We start from the raw sequence: 17279 nt of genomic DNA, 5'->3' as shown, positions 1-17279 counted from the left end.
TCAGGCCCACCGGGCAGGTCTGATCGAACACGCCCGCGAACGGTTTCAGGACGATCGTTCACAAACGGGCGCTGCACCCGCGGGACGCGTGGCAGGATTGCCGACGGAACACCATCGGAAGCAGGACGCCACGCGTCCCGGGAACGCAACCACAGCACGGAGGTTCGACATGGCCAAGCTCGGCAGGACCGACATCGAGATCCACCCCCTCGTCCTGGGCACCAACACCTTCGGGTGGAACACCGAGGAGGCCGAGGCGCACGCCGTCCTCGACGCGTTCGCCGCCGCGGGCGGCAACCTCGTCGACACCGCCGACTCCTACTCCGCCTGGGCCCCCGGCAACTCCGGCGGCGAGTCCGAGACCGTCATCGGCACCTGGCTCGCCAAGAACCGCGACAAGAACGTCCTCGTCGCCACCAAGGTCTCCCAGCACCCCGAGTACAAGGGCCTGGCCGGACCCAACGTCCGCGCCGCCGCCGAGGCCTCCCTCAAGCGCCTCGGCGTCGAGGCCATCGACGTCTACTACGCCCACTTCGACGACCCCGACACGCCGCTCGAAGAGACCGTCACCGCCTTCAACGACCTCGTCATCGACGGCAAGATCCGCCATATCGCCGTCTCCAACTACACGCCCGAGCGTGTGCGCGAATGGCTCGACATCACCGAGCGGATCGGCGCGGCCCGCCCGGTCGCCCTGCAGCCCAAGTACAGCCTGGTCAGCCGCAGCACCTTCGAGCCCGGCCTGCGCGACATCGCCGTGGCCGAGGACCTGAGCGGCCTGCCGTACCACGCGCTCGCGTCCGGGTTCCTCACCGGCAAGTACCGCACCGAGGCCGACCTGGAGCAGAGCGTGCGCGGCGGCTCGGCCGCCAAGCACCTCAACCCGTCCGGGCTCGCCATCATCGAGAAGCTCGACCAGATCGCCCAGGCGCGCGGCGTCGCGATCGCGTCGGTCGCGCTGGCGTGGACGCGCACCCGGCCCGGGATCGCCGCGCCGATCGCGGGCGCCCGCACGGCCGAGCAGCTCGTCCCGCTCCTGGCCTCAGCCGAACTCGAGCTGACCCGCGACGAAGCGGACGAGCTCACCGCGCTCTCCGACGTCATCGGCGCCTGACCGCGAGACACTGAGGCCCTTACCGTCGAACGGCGGTAAGGGCCTTACCCGTCCGCTGCTAACCTTCGGACCTCTCAAGCGAAGGGCGGCAGATGGACTCTTGGGTGGCGATCGACTTCGAGACCGCCAACGGCAGCCGGGCGAGCGCCTGCTCGGTGGCGGTGGCGCGGGTCAAGGGCGGCGAGGTCGTCGACCGGTTCGCGTCGCTCATCAGGCCCCCGGCCGGGCACGACCGGTTCGAGTACCGCAACACCCAGATCCACGGCATCCAGGCCTCCGATGTGGTCGGCGCGCCGATGTGGCGGCAGGTGTGGGCGCGCCTGAGCGAGTTCGTCGGCGGCGACCCGCTGGTGGCGCACAACGCGTCGTTCGACACGTCGGTGATCCGGGCGGCGAACACCGCGACCGGGCTGCCGTGGCCCGCGATCCGGTACGCCTGCACCATGGTCATCGCGAAGCAGACGTGGCCGATGCGCTCGTACCGGCTGCCCGATGTGGCGGCGGCCGCGGGCGTGGACCTCACCCGCCACCACGAGGCCGCGTCGGACACGCTCGCCGCGGCGGGCATCCTCGTCGCCCAGCAGCGCGCCCACGGCGTCGACTCGCTCGACGGCCTCCTGAAGTCGGCCCGCGTCGACTGGGGCCGGATCTACGACGGCGGCTACGACACCTGCCGCCGCAAGTAGCCGAACATGCCGAAGGCCCCCACCGCCTTCCGGCGATGAGGGCCTCCGTTTCGCTCCCTTAGACGGCCGGGGCCTTCGCGAAGACCTCGATCTCGCTGAGGATGATCCAGCCGACCGTGCCGCCGCTGCCCGCGGTCATGGCGACCCGGACCGCCGAGGCCTCGGCGTTCACCTCGACGTCGATGATCGGCGCTTCACCCGTGGGCACGTCCACGACGTCGCCCGCGTTCTGCCACACGCCCGCCGCGTCCAGGTACTGCACCTGGAGCGTGTCGGCGTAGCTGTTGCGGCCGCCGTCGCTCCAGAAGTGCGACACCACGCGGGTCACGTCGCGCGTCTCCGGCAGCGTCACCGTGATCGTGTCCTCGGTGTTGAACGGACCGGACTTCCAGTTCGACCAGCCCTTGTCCGTGAGGTTCCCGTTGCGCAGGGCCTCAGTCGAGTAGCCCGGTTCGGTGTACGTCGCCGACGTGGTCACGCCGTCGTTGAGCGCGACGTTGACCTCGATCGGGTCGGTCACCTCGACATCGATGTGGGCCGGAAGCTCGGAGCCGTCGATCAGGGTTGCCGTGCCGCCCAAGGTCACCGTGCCGTAGTCGTCGAACGCGCCCTCGGGCGCCTCCTCCCACACCACCGGCACCGTCGCCTGCGTGCCGCGGCTGCCGATCGCCGTCACCGTGCCAGGCAGGTCGGGCGTGAAGCCCGGGTAGGTCTTCGCCGAGGCCGGAGCGGTCTTCGCGAACGTGTCGACGCTGACCTTCGCCTTGGCGCGGTGCGTGTTCCCGAGCGCGTCGGTCGCCGTGCCCTTCACGGTCACGGTGCCCTTCTTGTCCCACTTGGTCTCGCTCGGCATCTCCCACACGACCGGGAGTGCGCCGCGCACGCCGTCGCGGTAGACGCCCGCCACCGTCGCAGGCAGCTCGGGCGTGAAGCCCGGCACCGTGTACGCCGCCACGGTGGCGGTGCTCAGCACGGTCTCGTCGGTCAGGGTCCAGCGCTGGTTGCTCGCCGAAGTGGGGGAGTACGTCTGGACCGGCGAACCGTCGGCCGTGGCCTCGCCCCACACGTCCAGCACCAGCCCGGTGCCGACGTTCACCGGCACGTACGTGCCGTCGCCCGTGGTCGACAGGTACCACTGCGCCGCTTCGGAAGCCTCGCCCTCAGCGGATTCGAGCACCGCCAGGCCGTCGGCCACCGCCAAGCGGGTTCCCGTGTCGGCGTTGGCGATCGTGTAGACCTCGCGGTTCGAGAGGCCGTCGGTGAGCTGGTCGATCTCCCACAGCTGGGCGGCGCTGGACGCGTCGTCGGTCTTGAGCACGATGCCTGTGCCGTCCTCGGACGGCGCGATCGACTTGCCCGACTGCACGCCGTCGAAGCGGTACACGTGGTGCTCCTGCACCATCGCCGCGTCCTCGTTCACGCCCGAGACGCCGTCGATCTGGAAGGTCGTGACCGACTTCGCGGGCACCGTCAGGGTCGCGGACGTACCGTCGACGACGACCGGCGAGCCCTCGACGAGCGCGCCGTCGGCGCTGGTGACCACCGGGGTCACCGTCGCGCCGGAGTCGACCGAGCCGAACTTCGACAGGTCGAGGGTCACGTGGACGGCGTTCTCGGCGTTGTTGGTGTACACGGCGACCGCCGCGTCCTCGGAGTCCTTGATCGCGGCCGTGGTCGAGGTGTCGTCCGTGCTGATGATGTAGTCGCCCGGCTCGATGTAGTGCGTGAAGTTCCGGATCGTGTGGTACTTCGTGTTCGTCTCGATCTTGCAGGTCTCGAGCGTGTCCTCAGCGGTGCAGTCGAACGGGAGCTGGATCGAGCCCCAGCTGTGCCCGAGGTTCTTGTCCTCGACCGGCTGCCACAGCACCCACGCCGACGGCTCCAGCTCGCGCAGGTCGTCGGTGATGCGGGTGGCCATGCCCAGGCCGTTCTCCATGGACGTGTAGTCCTGGCCGTTCGTCCACGCGCCGCCCACTTCGCTCATCCACAGCGGCTTGTCGCTGCCCTTGGCGAGGTCGCGGACGCTGGTGCGCCCGCCGGTGCCGTAGGTGTGGACGTTCATCTGGCCGACGTTCGCCCGCGACTCCTCGGTGTACGCGTTCCAGTTGGTGCTGAACCGGCCCGGGTTGGTCTCGTCCATCGCCGAGACCACGGCGTCCAGTTCGGACTCCGAGAGCTGCGCGGCGAGCGCGTTGACGACGAGCTGCTGCAGCTCGGGCCCGGCGTGCGCGCCCTCCTGGCCGCCGCCGGTCGGCTGCACGCCGTCGGCGCCGAGCTGGGTGCCCCAGTAGTTCGTGTTGGGCTCGTTGAGCGGGTCGACGGTGTCGAACTCGATGCCGTGCTCGGCCTCGACGTGCTCCATGACCTCGGTCAGGTAGACCGCGAACTCGTCGACGGTGTCCGTGCGGATCTGGTCGGTGTTCGAGTTGAAGCCGCCCGAGACGTAACCGGAGACGGTCTGGAAGTACGGCGGGGAGTTCGAGAACGCCTCCCAGTGGGTGACGTCGTCTTTGGCCTGGTCGATCCACCAGCGCTGGTTCGCGTCGGCGTCCCAGTTCCAGTGCTCGGGGTTCTCGGGGTCCCACCAGTCCTTGTCGGCCTGGGTGGTGCCCTCGGGGGCGGCCCACCAGCCGGGGACGGCGGAGGCGCCGCCGCGCAGGTACTCGTTGTCGATGTTCGGGGCGTTGCCGCCGCCGATGTTGTACCTGGCGATGTTGAGGTTGAGGCCCTCGTCGCCGAAGACCATCTCCGCCAGTTGATCGCGGATCTCGTCGGGGTAGCCGCCCGTGGCGTTCGCGAACCAGACGAGGCTCGTGCCCCAGCCTTCGAACTGCTGCCCCTGGTAGGAGGGGTCGAGCGTGACGTTGACGGCGGTCGCCGCGGTCTCCTGGGCGTTGGCGCCCGCGTTGAGGAGCGGCAGCGCCGATGCGGCGACGACGGCGGCGAGGCCTACCGCGCCTGCCGCGGCCAGGGGGCGCCCGCGCCTGGGTCGGGGAGATGACATCGTTGTCTCCTTCAAAGGGGGGTGCGATCGAGTGATCTGAATATTCGCACAGAACTCAACGCTTGTGAACACCCTTTGTATAACGGGTTGAAAAACCTACCCGGCGGCCCGCCTCGCGCTCCTGGCCACCCGCGTGACCGCCAGGATGCTCACGTCGTCGTCCATCCGCGACGCGAACCGCGCCGCGTCCTCCCACACGAACTCCACCAGCCGCCGCGGCGCCGACGGGACCACAAGGCCCGCAAGGTGGGCGGCGAGCGGATAGTAGTTCCCGTCCGCGTCCCGCGCCTCGACCAGGCCGTCCGAGAACGCCAGCAGCGTGTCCTCCTCGCCGAACGCCACCGACACGGTCCCGCTCGGCCGCACCGGCGCCGCCAGCCGCAGCCCCAGCACCGGCGCGGGCTTGAGGTCGACCTCCTCGACCCGCTCGCCCCGCAGCAGCAGCGGCGGCGGATGCCCGCACGACAGGAGCCGCACCTCGCCCGACCCCTCCGCGAACTCCGCCAGGAGCACCGAGGCGAACAGCTCCGGCACGTACCCGTGCGCCGCGTCCTCCAGCAGCCGCCGCTCCAGCCGCCACGCGATCCCGGCCAGCTCCTCCTCGTCCAGGATCGCCTCGTGGAACACCGAGAGCAGCATCGAGGCGGTCCCCACCGCCTCGAGCCCGTGCCCCTGCACGTCGCCGAGGATCATCCGCACCCCGAACGGGCTGGGCCGCACGTCGAACAGGTCCCCGCCGATCATCGCGCCGCGCTGCGCCGAGTGGTACAGCCCCGCGCACGCCAGGTCGTCCACCCGCGCAGGGAGCTCCGGCAGGACCGCGCGCTGCGCCGCTTCGGAGACGCTCATCAGTGTCACCAGGCCCGTCTCGAAGCGCTTGCGGAACCAGGAGATGCCGACGGCCGTGGCGAAGATGATGCCCACGACCACGTCGTCGACGAGGTCGAACCCCTCGGTGATCGGCAGGGGCGCGGCGATGAGGGCGAGCGCGACCGCGGAGATGATCGCGGTCCACAGCGGGCCGAGCACGAACGCGGCGAGCAGCGGGACGACGGTCATCGCGATGCCGGCGTGGAACTGGTCGTCCGAGAAGACCTGGGTGACGACGGCGATGCCGAGGGCTAGCAGCGGCAGCAGCCGGACCCACCGCGGAATGGCCGTGCCCGGCCGCAGCTCTTCCGCTCGGGGGACCTGCGCAGCCATGGCCCGAGTCTAGGCCGACGTGCGGCCGCTACCTGCGATTTCGAACAGGTCGACTGAAGAATTAGGACGGGCGGCGCGCGTCGAACGCGGCGTGGGAGTCGAGCACCTTCGGCATCTCGTCGTACAGGTGCACCACGAGCTCGCGCAGGCGCGCTTCGAGCCCGGCGCCGACCTCGGTGAGCCGGTACTCGACGCGGGACGGGTAGCCGTCCTCGGGGGCGAGGCGGTCGACGATGCCGTCGCGCTCGAAGTGCTTGAGGCTCTGCGACAGGGCCTTCTCGTTGATGCCCTGCACCGCGCGCCTGATTTCGCTGAACCGCATCGGTCCCTCGTGAAGGGCCAGCAGAATGAGCGTGCCCCAGCGGCCGGTGATGTGGTCGAGGATGATGCGCGACTCGCAGCCCGCGGCCTGCACTTCGAAGCCGGGCACGAGTTCGGTGGGCTGGGTGCTCATGACGCGATGTTACCTCCGCAACAGTACTTTCGAATTGATTGTGCTTTCATTTGGTAAGTGCAATGGTAGACGCAACCGACAGTTGAAGGAGCAAGAAATGATCGTCGTCACCGGTGCTACCGGCCAACTCGGCCAGCTCGTCGTCGAAGGCCTGGTCAACCAGGTCCCCGTGGAAGAGATCGCCGTCGTCGTGCGCGACGCCGCCAAGGCCGCCCGCTTCGGCGAGCTCGGCGTCGAGGTCCGCGTCGCCGACTACAGCGACCCGTCCACCCTTGTCGACGCCTTCCGCGAAGGCGAGAAGGTCCTGCTCATCTCCGGCAGCGAGGTCGGCCAGCGCGTGCCGCAGCACAAGGCGGTCATCGACGCGGCGAAGGCCGCGAATGTCGCGCTCCTGGGCTACACCAGCGTCCTCGGCGGCCCGGCCGCCGACTTCGAGCTCGCGCGCGAGCACCAGATCACCGAGCGGTACCTGATCGACTCGGGTCTGCCGTACGTGCTGCTGCGCAACGGCTGGTACCACGAGAACTACACCGGCGCCCTGGGCCAGGCGATCGCGAACGGCGGCGTCCTGACCAGCACGACCGAAGGCGCGAAGGTCGCGAGCGCCTCCCGCGCCGACTTCGCGGCGGCGGCGGTCGCGGTGCTCACCACCGAGGGCCACGAGAACAAGGAGTACGAGCTCAGCGGCGACCACGCCTGGACGTTCGAGGAGTACACGGCCGAGGTCTCGCGCCAGCTCGGCAAGGAGGTCGCGGTGAGCCGCGTGCCGGGCGAGCAGCACCGCGAGATCCTGGTCGGCGCGGGCCTGCCCGACCCGCTCGCGGCGATCTTCGTGGGTGTCGACGAGGCGATCTCGCGCGGCCTGCTGGCCGTGCAGACCGGCGACCTGTCGAAGCTGATCGGGCGTCCGACCACGCCGATCGCGCACTCGATCACCGAGGGCCTGCAGGCCGCTCAGGCTTAAGAACAGCGAAACGGCCCGCGGGGAAACCCCCGCGGGCCGTTTTCGCGTGCTCAGACGTCGATGTGGGAGCCCATGATCACGGTGCGCTCGCGCGGGAGTTTGAAGTGGTCGGCGGCGTCGGCGGTGATGTGGGAGGTGGCGATGAACAGCCGTTTGCGCCACAGGGCCATGGTCTTCTTCGGGCCGCAGCGCAGCTGGATGGTCGAGAGGAAGTAGGTGGCGTCCTTGAGCTTGAGTTTGCGGCCCTCGGACTGGCGGGACTTGACGAGTTGGAGCGCGGCGGGCACGTCCTGGGCTTCCATGTAGCCGAACCGGGCGGTGACGTGGATGATGCCGTCGTGGGCGAGGCCGAGGTCGTCGACGATGACGCGGTCGGTTTCGGAGACGCGCGGGACGGGTTCGACCTCGACGGAGAGGATGACGATCTGGGCGTGCCGCACGTGGTTGCGTTCCATGTTGGCGCGCAGGGCGAGCGGTGCGGTCTCGACGCCTCGGTTGAGGAAGATCGCGGCGCCGGGGACCTGGGCGACCTTGGGTTCGCCCCCGTGGAGCCGGGCGAGGAACTCGCGGAGCGGGCCTTCGAGGCGGCCGCGTTTGGCGGTGACGATCTCGCGGCCGCGCTGCCAGGTGACCATGACGGTGAACGCGGCGACGCCGATGACGAGCGGGAGCCAGGCGCCGTGGACGAGCTTGGTGGAGTTGGCGGCGAGGAACAGCAGGTCGAACGCGAGGAGCAGGCCGCCGCCGATGAAGACGAGCCAGCGGGGCGCCTGCCACTGCGTGCGGGCGACGTAGAAGAACAGGAGCGTGACGATGGTGATGGTGCCGATGACGGCCATGCCGTACGCGTACGCGAGGTGTTCGGAGCTGCGGAACCCGAACACGAGGGTGAGCACGGAGACCATGAGCAGCCAGTTGATCCAGGGCACGTAGATCTGGCCGATCTCGTGCTCGGAGGTGTGGGAGATGCGCAGGCGCGGCAGGTACCCGAGTTTCGAGGCCTGGGAGGCCACGGAGTACGCGCCGGTGATGACGGCCTGGGAGGCGATCACGGTGGCGGCGGTGGCGAGCACCGTCAACGGGATGCGGCCCCATTCGGGAGCGAGCAGGAAGAACGGGCCGGTGACGTTGGCGGGGCTTTCGAGGATCATCGCGCCCTGGCCCATGTAGTTGAGCAGGAGCGCGGGGAAGACGAGGAAGATCCAGCCGGTGGTGATGTTCTTGCGCCCGAAGTGCCCCATGTCGGCGTAGAGGGCTTCGGCGCCGGTGAAGGTGAGGACGACGGCGGCGAGGGCGAAGAACGCGATGTGGAAGTGGCCGAAGAGGAAGTCGATCGCGTAGGCGGGGTTGAGGGCGCGCAGGACCTCGGGGTGGCCCTGGATGCCGCGGATGCCGAGGACGGCGAGGGTGAGGAACCAGACGATCATGACGGGCCCGAAGAGCCGCCCGATGGTGGCGGTGCCTTTGCGCTGGAACCCGAAGAGCAGCACGATGATCACGGCGGTGATGGGGATGATCCACGTCTCGAGGTGCGGGTCGATGACCTTGAGGCCTTCGACGGCGGAGAGCACGGAGATCGCGGGGGTGATCATGGAGTCGCCGAGGAAGAGGGCGGCGCCGAAGATGCCGAGGGCGGCGAGGATGAGGCTGGCTTTGCGTCCGCGGCCGTGGGCGTGGCGGCGGATGAGGGTGATGAGGGCGAGGATGCCGCCTTCGCCGTCGTTGTCGGCGCGCATGGCGAGCATGACGTAGAAGATCGTGACGATGATCATCATCGACCAGAAGATGAGGGAGATGAGCCCGTAGACGTTGGCGTCGGTGATCGGGACGGGGTGGGGGTCGGCGGGGTTGAAGAGGGTCTGCAGGGCGTAGATGGGGCTGGTGCCGATGTCGCCGAAGACGACGCCGAGGGCGCCTACGGCGAGGGCGAGTCTCAGTGTGCCGCGGGCGGATACGGCGGGTGCGGCGGACGCGGGCGACGGTTCCGGTGCGGGGGCGGAACCGGATGGGCTCGCGTCGAATTGGGCGGTCACGACGGCTTCTCCTTCTCGGGGACCGGGCACCAGTGGTCCGATCCGACCGGTGGACGATACCGCGCGAAACGGGTTCCCGACTACCGACTGGCGTAATCAGGAACACCTTGTGACCTGCGAGTCGGCCCCGGGCAAAAGCCCGGGACCCTCATCTTTTATCTGAAGGCGTCGGCGTGGTCCTCGGCCCAGGCGGCGAAGGTGCGCGCGGGGCGGCCGGTCACGTCGGCGACGGTGGGGAAGACGTTGCGCGCGAACTCGGGCGGGTTCGCGCGCCAGTCGAGCACGTACTCGATGGCGTGCTCCTCGATCCCGATGGCGCGCATGCGTTCCTTGGCGCCCTCGGGGTCTTCGGCCTCGAACCGCACGTCCCGGCCGAGCGCGGCGGCGATGGCCGCGACCTGCTGCGGGGCGGTGAGCACTTCGGGGCCGGTGAGGATGTAGGCCTGCCCGGCGTGGCCGTCCCCGGTGAGGGCCTTGGCGGCGACGTCGGCGATGTCGCGCACGTCGACGGGGGAGTGGCCGACCTCGCCGTACGCCTCGCGCACGACCCCTTCGGCGCGGATCTGCCCGGCCCAGCCGAGGGCGTTCGACATGAACTCGCCGGGCCGCAGGTGCGTGTACTCGAGTTCGGAGTCCTCGACGGCCTCCTCGACGGGCCCGGTGTAGCCGTTCCACAGGAGGGTCACGCGCCGGACCCCGGCTTTGACGGCGGCGGCGACGAGGTCGCGGCTGTTCGGCACGGTGGTGTTCCCCGGCCCGAAGGTGGTCATGAGGTGCAGTGCGGTGACGCCTTCCAATGCGGCTTCGAGGCTCGCGAGGTCGGTGAAGTCCCCGGCGCGCACGTCGACCCCGGCGGGCAGGTCCGCCTTGGCCGGGTCGCGGGTGAGGGCCCGGACCGGCTGCCCTGCGCCGTGGAGGCGCTCCACGAGGTGTCGTCCGACGTTCCCGGTGGCACCGGTGATGAGGATGGTCATCGCTGTTCCCTCTCGGTTCGCCCGGAGCCGGACCGGCTCCCGTGGCGGCCCGGCCAACGTTAAGGATGCTGGGGTGCAACGCCATCGGACCAGCGGCGCGGTCGCGCTACACCGCTGGTCCTAGGACTAAGGGATAACGACGATCTTGCCTTTCGCGCCGTCGGACTCCATGAGCGCGTGGGCGTCCCGGATCTGGTCGAGGCCGAAGACCCGGTCGAGCGGCACGGCCGCCCGCCCCGCAGCCACATCATCCAGATAGGACTGCAGGACCTCGGGCGTGAGGTCGCTCGCGTCGCCTGAGTAAGCGGTGAGCCGGACCCCGGCGGGCAGGTAGCCGATCGGGTAGAACTCCTTGACGATCCACTCGTTCGAGAGCATCCCGGTGAAGCACACGGTGCCGTGGACCTTCGTGGCGCGCAACGTGTCCGGCAGGGTCGGCGTGCCCACCAGCTCCAGCGCCGCGTCCACGCCCTCAGGGAAGAGCCGCCGCACCTGCGCGGCCACGTCCCCGTCGTCGACGATCACGTGGTCGACCCCGGCCCGCACGAGCGCGTCGGCCTTCGCCTCGCTGCGGGTCGTGGCGAGCACGGTCATGCCGATGCGCTTGGCCAGGATCGCGGTCGCGACGCCCACAGAGGACGTACCGCCCCGGATGAGCAGGCGCTGGCCGGGCTGCGCGTCGAGGCCCACGGTGAGCGAGCCGTTCGCGGTCTGCAGCATCTCCGGGACCGCGCCGAGCAGCTCCCAGTCCAGTTCGGACTTGAACGGGACGGTCTGGCTGAGCGGAACGCACGTGTACTCGGCGTACCCGCCGTCGAAGACCCGGCCCATGCCGCCCATCATCGCCATCACCTGCTGCCCTTCGGCATAGGTGCCGCTCGGGTCGGCGTCCACGACGCCCGTGGCCTCGATGCCGAGCACGCGCGGGAACGTCACGCCCTCGGCCAGGCCGAGCCGGGTGTGGAGCTCGGACCGGTTGAGCCCGAACGCCTTCACCTTGATCCGCACCCAGCCCTCGCCCGGTTCGGGCACCGGCAGCTCGCGGAGGTGCAGGTTTTCAACGGGTCCGGGTTCGTCGAGGACGACGGCTCGCATGGTGTTCATCAGTGCCTCTCGAGTTGTTCGCGCAGCCAGGCCCGTTCGGCCCTGCTGGTGGCCTTGGCGATGACGAGCATCCCGTTCCGGTAGGGGTCCTCGACCTCTTTCGCGCGCATCGGGTGCGCCCCTTCGTAGAAGAAGCTCGCGGGCTGGTCGAGGAACGCGAGGCGGCGGCGCAGCACCGCGTCCCGCTCCGCCGCGTCAGGAAGCTGCGACAGGAACGCCAGCACGACGAAGTACCGGCCCGTGTCCGTGATGTCGTACCCGTGCGCGTCGCGCAGCATCCGCTGCAGCCGCTCCCGGCCCTCGCCGGTGAGCTTGAGGATCGCCTTCTGCGCGGCCGCCTGCCCCGGGTGCAGCTCCCGCACCATGGCACCGGCGGCGACGAGCCGGTTGATCGCGGGGTAGACCGTGCCGTCGCTGAAGGTCCGGGAGTATCCGTGCAGCTGGGCCATCTTGCGGCGCAGTTCGTACCCGTGCAGCGGCCCCTCCGCCAGAAAACCCAGGATCATCAGTTCGATCACATGTCCTATTCTATACCTCGAATCGTTGTATACACTGGGCCGTGACCGCTTTGCCCCCACTCAGCAGGGACCCCGCTGTGATCGAGTTCGAATCGGTGTCGAAGACCTACCCCGGCCAGACCACCGCCGTCGCCGGCTTCTCGCTCGTCGTGCCGTCGCACCGCACCGTGGTGCTCGTCGGCTCCTCCGGCTCCGGCAAGTCCACGCTGCTGCGCACCGTGAACCGCATGGTCGAGCCCACCTCCGGCCGCGTCCTCATCGACGACGAGGACGTGCGCGACAAGGACCCCGTCGCCCTGCGCCGCTCCATCGGCTACGTCCTCCAGCACGGCGGCCTCCTCCCGCACCGCACCGTGCTCGACAACATCGCCACCGTGCCCGTCCTCAACGGCGTCCCCAGACGCCAGGCCCGAACGGCCGCAAGCGAACTCCTCGAACGCGTCGGCCTCGGCCCCGAGACCGGGCGCCGCTACCCCGGCCAGCTCTCCGGCGGCCAGCAGCAGCGCGTCGGCGTCGCCCGCGCCCTCGCCGCCGACCCGAACATCCTGCTCATGGACGAGCCCTTCGGGGCCGTCGACCCGATCATGCGCCGCGAACTCCAGGACGAACTCCTGCGCCTCCAAGCCGAACTGCAGAAGACCATCGTCTTCGTCACCCACGACATCGACGAGGCCTTCCTCCTCGGCGACGAAGTCGTCGTCCTGCGCGAAGGCGGCGTCATCGCCCAGCGCGGCACCCCCGCCGAGATCCTCGGCGCGCCCGCCGACGACTTCGTGCGCGACTTCGTCGGCGCCGACCGCGCCGAACGCGAACTCCACATCACCGAAGTGGACGGCCGCACCATCGCCGTGGACGCCGCCGGGCGGCCCGTGGGGGTGCTCGCACCTTGAACTGGCTCACCCACAACTGGCCGCAGGTCATCGAACTCACCCGCGACCACCTGCTCCTCAGCGCCCCCGCGATCCTCCTCAGCGTCCTCTTCGCCGTCCCCATAGGACGGTTTGCGCAGCGCCGCCCCCGCCTCGGCGGCGCGGTCCTAGGCGCGGCCAGCCTCCTCTACGCCATCCCCGCCCTGCCCCTGCTCATCATCATCCCCGTGGTCTTCGGCATCCCCCTGCGCTCGCCCGCGACCATGGTCATCGCCCTCACCGTCTACGGCCTCGCGCTCCTCGTGCGCTCCGCCGCGGACGCGTTCGCCTCCGTCGACCCGCGCGTGCGCGAAGCCGCTGTCGCCGTGGGCCACTCGCCCCGCAGCGTCTTCTGGCGCGTCGACCTCCCGCTCGCCGTCCCCGTGCTCCTCGCCGGGGTCCGCGTCGTCGCCGTCTCCACCGTCAGCCTCGTCACCATCGGCGCCCTCATCGGCGTCCCCAGCCTCGGCACGCTCCTCACCGACGGCTTCCAGCGCGGCATCCCCGCCGAAGTCGCCACCGGCGTCATCGCCACGATGCTCCTCGCCCTGCTCTTCGACGCCGCCCTTGTCACCGCCGGGCGCATCCTCACCCCGTGGACCAACACGCACCGCGAACGCCTGCAAGGGAAGACGACATGAACCTCTTCCTCGACGCCCTCGCCTGGCTCGCCGACCCGGCCAACTGGACCGGCCCCGGCGGCGTCCCCACCCGCGTCCTCCAGCACCTCGCCATCACCTTCGCGGCCGTCGCCGCCGCAGCGGTCCTCGCCCTCCCCACCGGCGTCCTCATCGGACACACCGGCAAGGGCGCAGGCGTCATCGGCGCGATCGCCGGAGCCGCCCGCGCCATCCCCACCCTCGGCCTCCTCACCCTCCTCGGCCTCGCCCTCGGCATCGGCCTCGACGCGCCCTTCATCGCCCTCGTCGTCCTCGCGGTCCCGTCCGTCCTCGCGGGCGCCTACGCGGGCGTCCAGAACGTCGACTCCACGGTCACCGGCGCCGCCAAAGCGATCGGCATGAGCCCCAGGCAGGTCGTCTTCCAAGTCGAGGTCCCGCTCGCCGCGCCCGTGATCATCGGCGGCCTGCGCGCCGCGACGCTCCAGGTCGTCGCCACCGCGACCCTCGCCGCCTACACCGCCGACTTCGGCCTCGGCCGGTACCTGTTCTCCGGCCTCAAATCCCGCGACTACGCCGAGATGCTCGCCGGGGCGCTCCTCGTCGCCGCGCTGGCCCTCCTGCTCGAACTCCTCCTCGCCGCCGCGCAGCGCACTGCGTCGCGGCGGATCGCCGCGCCCGCCCGATCGTCAAGCGCGGCAGCACAGCCCGAGAAACCCCGAGAGAAGGAAACTGTATGAACACCCGCACCAAGGCCCTGGGCGCGGTCGCGCTCGCGGCCGCCCTCACCGCCACCGCCTGCTCCTCGGGCGACCCGCTCTCCAGCGGCGGCTCCGAGTCCGAAGAGACCATCGTGATCGGCTCGCAGGACTACTACTCGAGCGAGATCATCGCCGAGGTCTACGCCCAGTCCCTCGAAGACGCCGGGTTCACTGTGGACCGCCAGTTCCGCATCGGCCAGCGCGAGGCCTACCTGCCGGAGATCGAGGGCGGCTCGATCGACCTCTTCCCCGAGTACACGGGCCCGCTGCTGCAGTACTGGGTGCCCGACACCGAGGCCCGTCTGAGCGAGGACGTCTATGCGGCCCTGCAGGAGTCGACGCCCGAGGGCCTGCGCGTCCTCGACCAGTCGGGCGCGACCGACCAGGACTCGTACACCGTGACGCAGGCGTTCGCCGACGAATGGTCCCTCGCCACAGTGGACGATCTGGCGAACGTGACCGTGCCGATCACCATGGGCGCCAACTCGGAGGCGGAGACCCGCCCGAACGGCCCGCAGGGCCTGCTCGACACGTACGGCGTCGAGGTCGGCTTCACGCCGATCGAGGACGGCGGCGGCCCGCTCACCGTGCAGGCGCTGAACGACGGCGACATCCAGATGGCCATCATCTACACCGCCGACCCGTCGATCGCCGCGAACAACCTCGTCTCGCTGCAGGACACGAAGGGCCTGTTCCTGGCCTCGCACGTGGTGCCGCTCGCGAGCGACAACGTGAGCGACGAGGCGGCCGCGGTCATCAACGCGGTGAGCGCCGCGATGACCCCGGAGGACCTCATCGGGATGAACTCCCGCAGCGTGAACGAGGAGCTGCCCGCCGAGACCATCGCGAAGGACTGGCTCGCCGAGGCGAACCTCTAGTACGACGTGAACGGGCCCGGCACCACTCGGTGCCGGGCCCGTCCGCTTGCTACCGCTTCATGAGGGCGAAGACGCCCCAGCCGAGGTAGTCGCGCTGGTAGCGCACATGGTTGCTGCGACCGGTCCACAGCCGGTCGCGCATCTCGTCGCCGAGCTCGTGGCCCGGGTTGGCGTCGAGCCAGCGGCGGATGTTCAGCCACTGCGCGGCCGCGTACCGGTCCCAGGAGTCCCGGTCGGCCAGGACCATCTCGACGACGTCATAGCCGAGGCCGTCGAAGTGGTCGATCAGGCCCGGCAGCAGGAACAGGTCGTCCCTGCTGCCCATGTAGCAGCCTTTGACGGTGGCGTCGTCCGGCGGGTCCTGGCGCCAGTACGGCTCTCCGATGAGCATGAGGCCGTTCGGCTTCAGGCTCTTTTCGAGGAGCTCGACTGTCCCGGCGGCGCCGCCGCCGATCCAGGTGGCGCCGATGCACGCGGCGATGTCGACCTTCTCGGCCGCGACGTGCCCGGCGGCGTCGCCGTGGACGAACGCGACCCGGTCGCTCACCCCGAGTTCTTCGGCGCGGGCTTCGGCTTTGGCGATGAACGCGGTGCTGATGTCGACGCCCGTGCCGCTGATGCCGTGCTCGCGGGCCCAGGTGCAGAGCATCTCGCCCGACCCGCTCGCGAGGTCGAGCATGGTGAGACCGGGGGTGAGGCGCAGCGCCTCGCCCAGGTCGGCCAGCTTGCGGCTATCGAACGGGTTGTGGATGCGGTGGCCGCTCTCGGCGATGACGAATGACTGTGGAAGATCCACTGTGGAGGTCCTTTGGATTGGATGATCGGTTGACGGTGTCGAAGAGCGGTCGGCCTCCGACCGCGTGCGCCTGGACCTTCAAAAAATCATCCTCCAAAGCTCGTGGACCTGCGGTTTCGCCGCATTTTACGACGCGAGCCGCCGTCGTGTCGAGTGGATTTCTCTCCCTGATAGCGTTTTCTGCATGAGCGAGCCGATGCCGTCCGCCTTCCCGCTGCACCTGCCCGAGATGCCGCTGCACGACCCGTACGTGGTCGCCGACGCCGAGTCCGGCCTGTACCACCTCTACACCGCCAACCAGGGCTTCACTGCCGGTGCCACTGGCCCGGTCTCGAACGCCGGGGTCGGCACGATGTGCTACCGGTCCCCGAACCTGCGCGACTGGGCCGAACCCGTGCCGGTCTTCCTTGTGGCCGAAGAGGAATCGCCGTGGGCGGTGCACGGCGCGTGGGCGCCGGAGGTCCACCGCTGGAACGGCCGCTGGTACCTGTTCACGACCCTCCACAACACCGATGCTGAACTGCCGGTTCCGGAACCGGGGGAGTTCGGCACGCCGTTCCCGGTCCCGAACTACCGCCGGTCGACGATCGTGGCGGTCGCCGACTCGCTCACCGGCCCGTTCCGGATGGTCAGGCCCGAAGCGCCGATCCTCCCGCCCGAGCTGATGACCCTCGACGGGACGCTGTTCACCGGCGACGACGGCCGCCCGTGGATGGTCTACGCGAACGAATGGCTCCAGCGCATCGACGGCACGATCGAGGCGTTCCCGTTGTCGGACGACCTGGACGCGATCGCGGGTGACGCGGTCATGCTCTTCAAGGGCTCTGACGCCTCCTGGATCACCCGCGACCTCCCGGCCGGTGTCCCGCACCAGATCGCGCCGTACGTGACGGACGGCCCGCAGCTGGTCCGCGCGCCCGGCGGCGCGCTCGTGTGCCTGTGGTCGACGTACGAGAAGAACCGCCTCACCCCGGGCGGCGTCGACGGCGACTACGTCCAGACCTGGGCCGTGTCGCCCTCCGGCCGCCTCGAAGGCCCTTGGGAGCAAAGGGAACCGCTCGTGCGCGGCGACTCGGGCCACGGGATGCTGTTCACCACCTTCGAGGGCGAACTCATGCTCGTCCTCCACCGCCCCTTCACCGGCGCGCGCGGCAAGCTCTACGAGATGGCCTGGGACGGCGGCGAACTCCGCGTCGTACGCCAGCGCACCGACCTCGACGGCGACTGACCCGGCCGCTCCACGATGGAGCGGCCGGGACCTTGCG

General features: G+C 70.0%; 16 protein-coding genes. 8 read left to right on the top strand and 8 right to left on the bottom strand.

Going from position 1 to position 17279, the window contains the following annotated elements; genetic code table 11:
- Positions 1–169 precede the first annotated feature (169 nt).
- Both ACZ60M_RS07375 and ACZ60M_RS07370 read left to right on the top strand, forming a co-directional pair.
- Positions 170–1114: an aldo/keto reductase gene (locus ACZ60M_RS07375; protein ID WP_465415661.1), complete on the top strand. Its 945-nt coding sequence runs from the start codon at positions 170–172 to the stop codon at positions 1112–1114.
- A gap of 92 nt (positions 1115–1206) precedes the next feature.
- Positions 1207–1800, top strand: a complete 594-nt coding sequence (locus ACZ60M_RS07370; RefSeq protein WP_465415659.1) for a 3'-5' exonuclease — start codon at positions 1207–1209, stop codon at positions 1798–1800.
- Between the two features lie 58 nt (positions 1801–1858).
- Here the strand turns inward: ACZ60M_RS07370 and ACZ60M_RS07365 are convergent, their stop codons facing one another.
- From ACZ60M_RS07365 to ACZ60M_RS07355, 3 genes are all read right to left on the bottom strand, one after another.
- Positions 1859–4804, bottom strand: a complete 2946-nt coding sequence (locus ACZ60M_RS07365) for an RICIN domain-containing protein (RefSeq protein WP_465415658.1) — start codon at positions 4802–4804, stop codon at positions 1859–1861.
- A 96-nt stretch (positions 4805–4900) separates the two neighbouring features.
- Positions 4901–6007: a PP2C family protein-serine/threonine phosphatase gene (locus tag ACZ60M_RS07360; RefSeq protein ID WP_465415656.1), complete on the bottom strand. Its 1107-nt coding sequence runs from the start codon at positions 6005–6007 to the stop codon at positions 4901–4903.
- A 61-nt stretch (positions 6008–6068) separates the two neighbouring features.
- Entirely contained in the window at positions 6069–6461 is a 393-nt protein-coding gene (locus ACZ60M_RS07355) for a winged helix-turn-helix transcriptional regulator (protein WP_465415655.1), read from the bottom strand.
- Positions 6462–6558: 97 nt separating this feature from the next.
- Between ACZ60M_RS07355 and ACZ60M_RS07350 the strand changes: the two genes are divergently transcribed.
- Positions 6559–7425: an SDR family oxidoreductase gene (locus ACZ60M_RS07350; RefSeq protein ID WP_465415653.1), complete on the top strand. Its 867-nt coding sequence runs from the start codon at positions 6559–6561 to the stop codon at positions 7423–7425.
- A gap of 50 nt (positions 7426–7475) precedes the next feature.
- On the opposite strand, the gene ACZ60M_RS07345 is transcribed toward ACZ60M_RS07350, so the two are convergent.
- The 4 genes from ACZ60M_RS07345 to ACZ60M_RS07330 form a co-directional block, all read right to left on the bottom strand.
- Entirely contained in the window at positions 7476–9458 is a 1983-nt protein-coding gene (locus ACZ60M_RS07345) for a potassium transporter Kup (RefSeq protein WP_465415651.1), read from the bottom strand.
- Between the two features lie 155 nt (positions 9459–9613).
- The gene (locus ACZ60M_RS07340; protein ID WP_465415649.1) at positions 9614–10432 is read right to left on the bottom strand and encodes an NAD(P)H-binding protein; all 819 of its coding nucleotides are present in this window, start codon (positions 10430–10432) and stop codon (positions 9614–9616) included.
- A 126-nt stretch (positions 10433–10558) separates the two neighbouring features.
- Positions 10559–11527 carry a zinc-binding alcohol dehydrogenase family protein gene (locus ACZ60M_RS07335; protein WP_465415800.1) on the bottom strand — a complete coding sequence of 323 codons (969 nt, stop codon included), beginning with the start codon at positions 11525–11527 and terminating at the stop codon, positions 10559–10561.
- Between the two features lie 8 nt (positions 11528–11535).
- Positions 11536–12054: a PadR family transcriptional regulator gene (locus ACZ60M_RS07330; protein ID WP_465415647.1), complete on the bottom strand. Its 519-nt coding sequence runs from the start codon at positions 12052–12054 to the stop codon at positions 11536–11538.
- Positions 12055–12131: 77 nt separating this feature from the next.
- Between ACZ60M_RS07330 and ACZ60M_RS07325 the strand changes: the two genes are divergently transcribed.
- The 4 genes from ACZ60M_RS07325 to ACZ60M_RS07310 are packed head-to-tail and all read left to right on the top strand — an operon-like array spanning position 12132 to position 15218.
- Positions 12132–12944, top strand: coding sequence for an ABC transporter ATP-binding protein (locus tag ACZ60M_RS07325; RefSeq protein WP_465415645.1), 813 nt, complete (start codon positions 12132–12134; stop codon positions 12942–12944).
- Positions 12941–13603 carry an ABC transporter permease gene (locus tag ACZ60M_RS07320; RefSeq protein WP_465415643.1) on the top strand — a complete coding sequence of 221 codons (663 nt, stop codon included), beginning with the start codon at positions 12941–12943 and terminating at the stop codon, positions 13601–13603. The genes ACZ60M_RS07325 and ACZ60M_RS07320 overlap by 4 nt, the downstream gene beginning before the upstream one ends.
- Positions 13600–14319 (top strand): ABC transporter permease, encoded by a 720-nt coding sequence (locus tag ACZ60M_RS07315; protein ID WP_465415641.1) that lies wholly within the window; start codon positions 13600–13602, stop codon positions 14317–14319. The genes ACZ60M_RS07320 and ACZ60M_RS07315 overlap by 4 nt, the downstream gene beginning before the upstream one ends.
- Positions 14316–15218: an ABC transporter substrate-binding protein gene (locus ACZ60M_RS07310; RefSeq protein WP_465415639.1), complete on the top strand. Its 903-nt coding sequence runs from the start codon at positions 14316–14318 to the stop codon at positions 15216–15218. Before ACZ60M_RS07315 ends, ACZ60M_RS07310 begins: the two co-directional genes overlap by 4 nt.
- Before the next feature lie 49 nt (positions 15219–15267).
- On the opposite strand, the gene ACZ60M_RS07305 is transcribed toward ACZ60M_RS07310, so the two are convergent.
- Positions 15268–16014, bottom strand: coding sequence for an SAM-dependent methyltransferase (locus ACZ60M_RS07305; protein ID WP_465415637.1), 747 nt, complete (start codon positions 16012–16014; stop codon positions 15268–15270).
- Positions 16015–16198: 184 nt separating this feature from the next.
- Between ACZ60M_RS07305 and ACZ60M_RS07300 the strand changes: the two genes are divergently transcribed.
- Positions 16199–17242 carry a glycoside hydrolase family 43 protein gene (locus ACZ60M_RS07300; RefSeq protein WP_465415635.1) on the top strand — a complete coding sequence of 348 codons (1044 nt, stop codon included), beginning with the start codon at positions 16199–16201 and terminating at the stop codon, positions 17240–17242.
- The last annotated feature ends 37 nt before the right edge of the window (positions 17243–17279 follow it).

The organism is Glycomyces sp. NPDC050141 (assembly GCF_055586545.1).
This window is presented reverse-complemented; position numbering and strand designations above follow the sequence as displayed.

Bases quoted from the DNA above. Each gene is read 5' to 3' on its own strand.
- ACZ60M_RS07300 (WP_465415635.1), top strand. From the start codon at position 16,199: ATGAGCGAGCCGATGCCGTCCGCCTTCCCGCTGCACCTGCCCGAGATG.
- ACZ60M_RS07355 (WP_465415655.1), bottom strand. From the start codon at position 6,461: ATGAGCACCCAGCCCACCGAACTCGTGCCCGGCTTCGAAGTGCAGGCC.
- ACZ60M_RS07340 (WP_465415649.1), bottom strand. From the start codon at position 10,432: ATGACCATCCTCATCACCGGTGCCACCGGGAACGTCGGACGACACCTC.
- ACZ60M_RS07365 (WP_465415658.1), bottom strand. From the start codon at position 4,804: ATGTCATCTCCCCGACCCAGGCGCGGGCGCCCCCTGGCCGCGGCAGGC.
- ACZ60M_RS07370 (WP_465415659.1), top strand. From the start codon at position 1,207: ATGGACTCTTGGGTGGCGATCGACTTCGAGACCGCCAACGGCAGCCGG.
- ACZ60M_RS07310 (WP_465415639.1), top strand. From the start codon at position 14,316: ATGAACACCCGCACCAAGGCCCTGGGCGCGGTCGCGCTCGCGGCCGCC.
- ACZ60M_RS07315 (WP_465415641.1), top strand. From the start codon at position 13,600: ATGAACCTCTTCCTCGACGCCCTCGCCTGGCTCGCCGACCCGGCCAAC.
- ACZ60M_RS07350 (WP_465415653.1), top strand. From the start codon at position 6,559: ATGATCGTCGTCACCGGTGCTACCGGCCAACTCGGCCAGCTCGTCGTC.
- ACZ60M_RS07335 (WP_465415800.1), bottom strand. From the start codon at position 11,527: ATGCGAGCCGTCGTCCTCGACGAACCCGGACCCGTTGAAAACCTGCAC.
- ACZ60M_RS07360 (WP_465415656.1), bottom strand. From the start codon at position 6,007: ATGGCTGCGCAGGTCCCCCGAGCGGAAGAGCTGCGGCCGGGCACGGCC.
- ACZ60M_RS07375 (WP_465415661.1), top strand. From the start codon at position 170: ATGGCCAAGCTCGGCAGGACCGACATCGAGATCCACCCCCTCGTCCTG.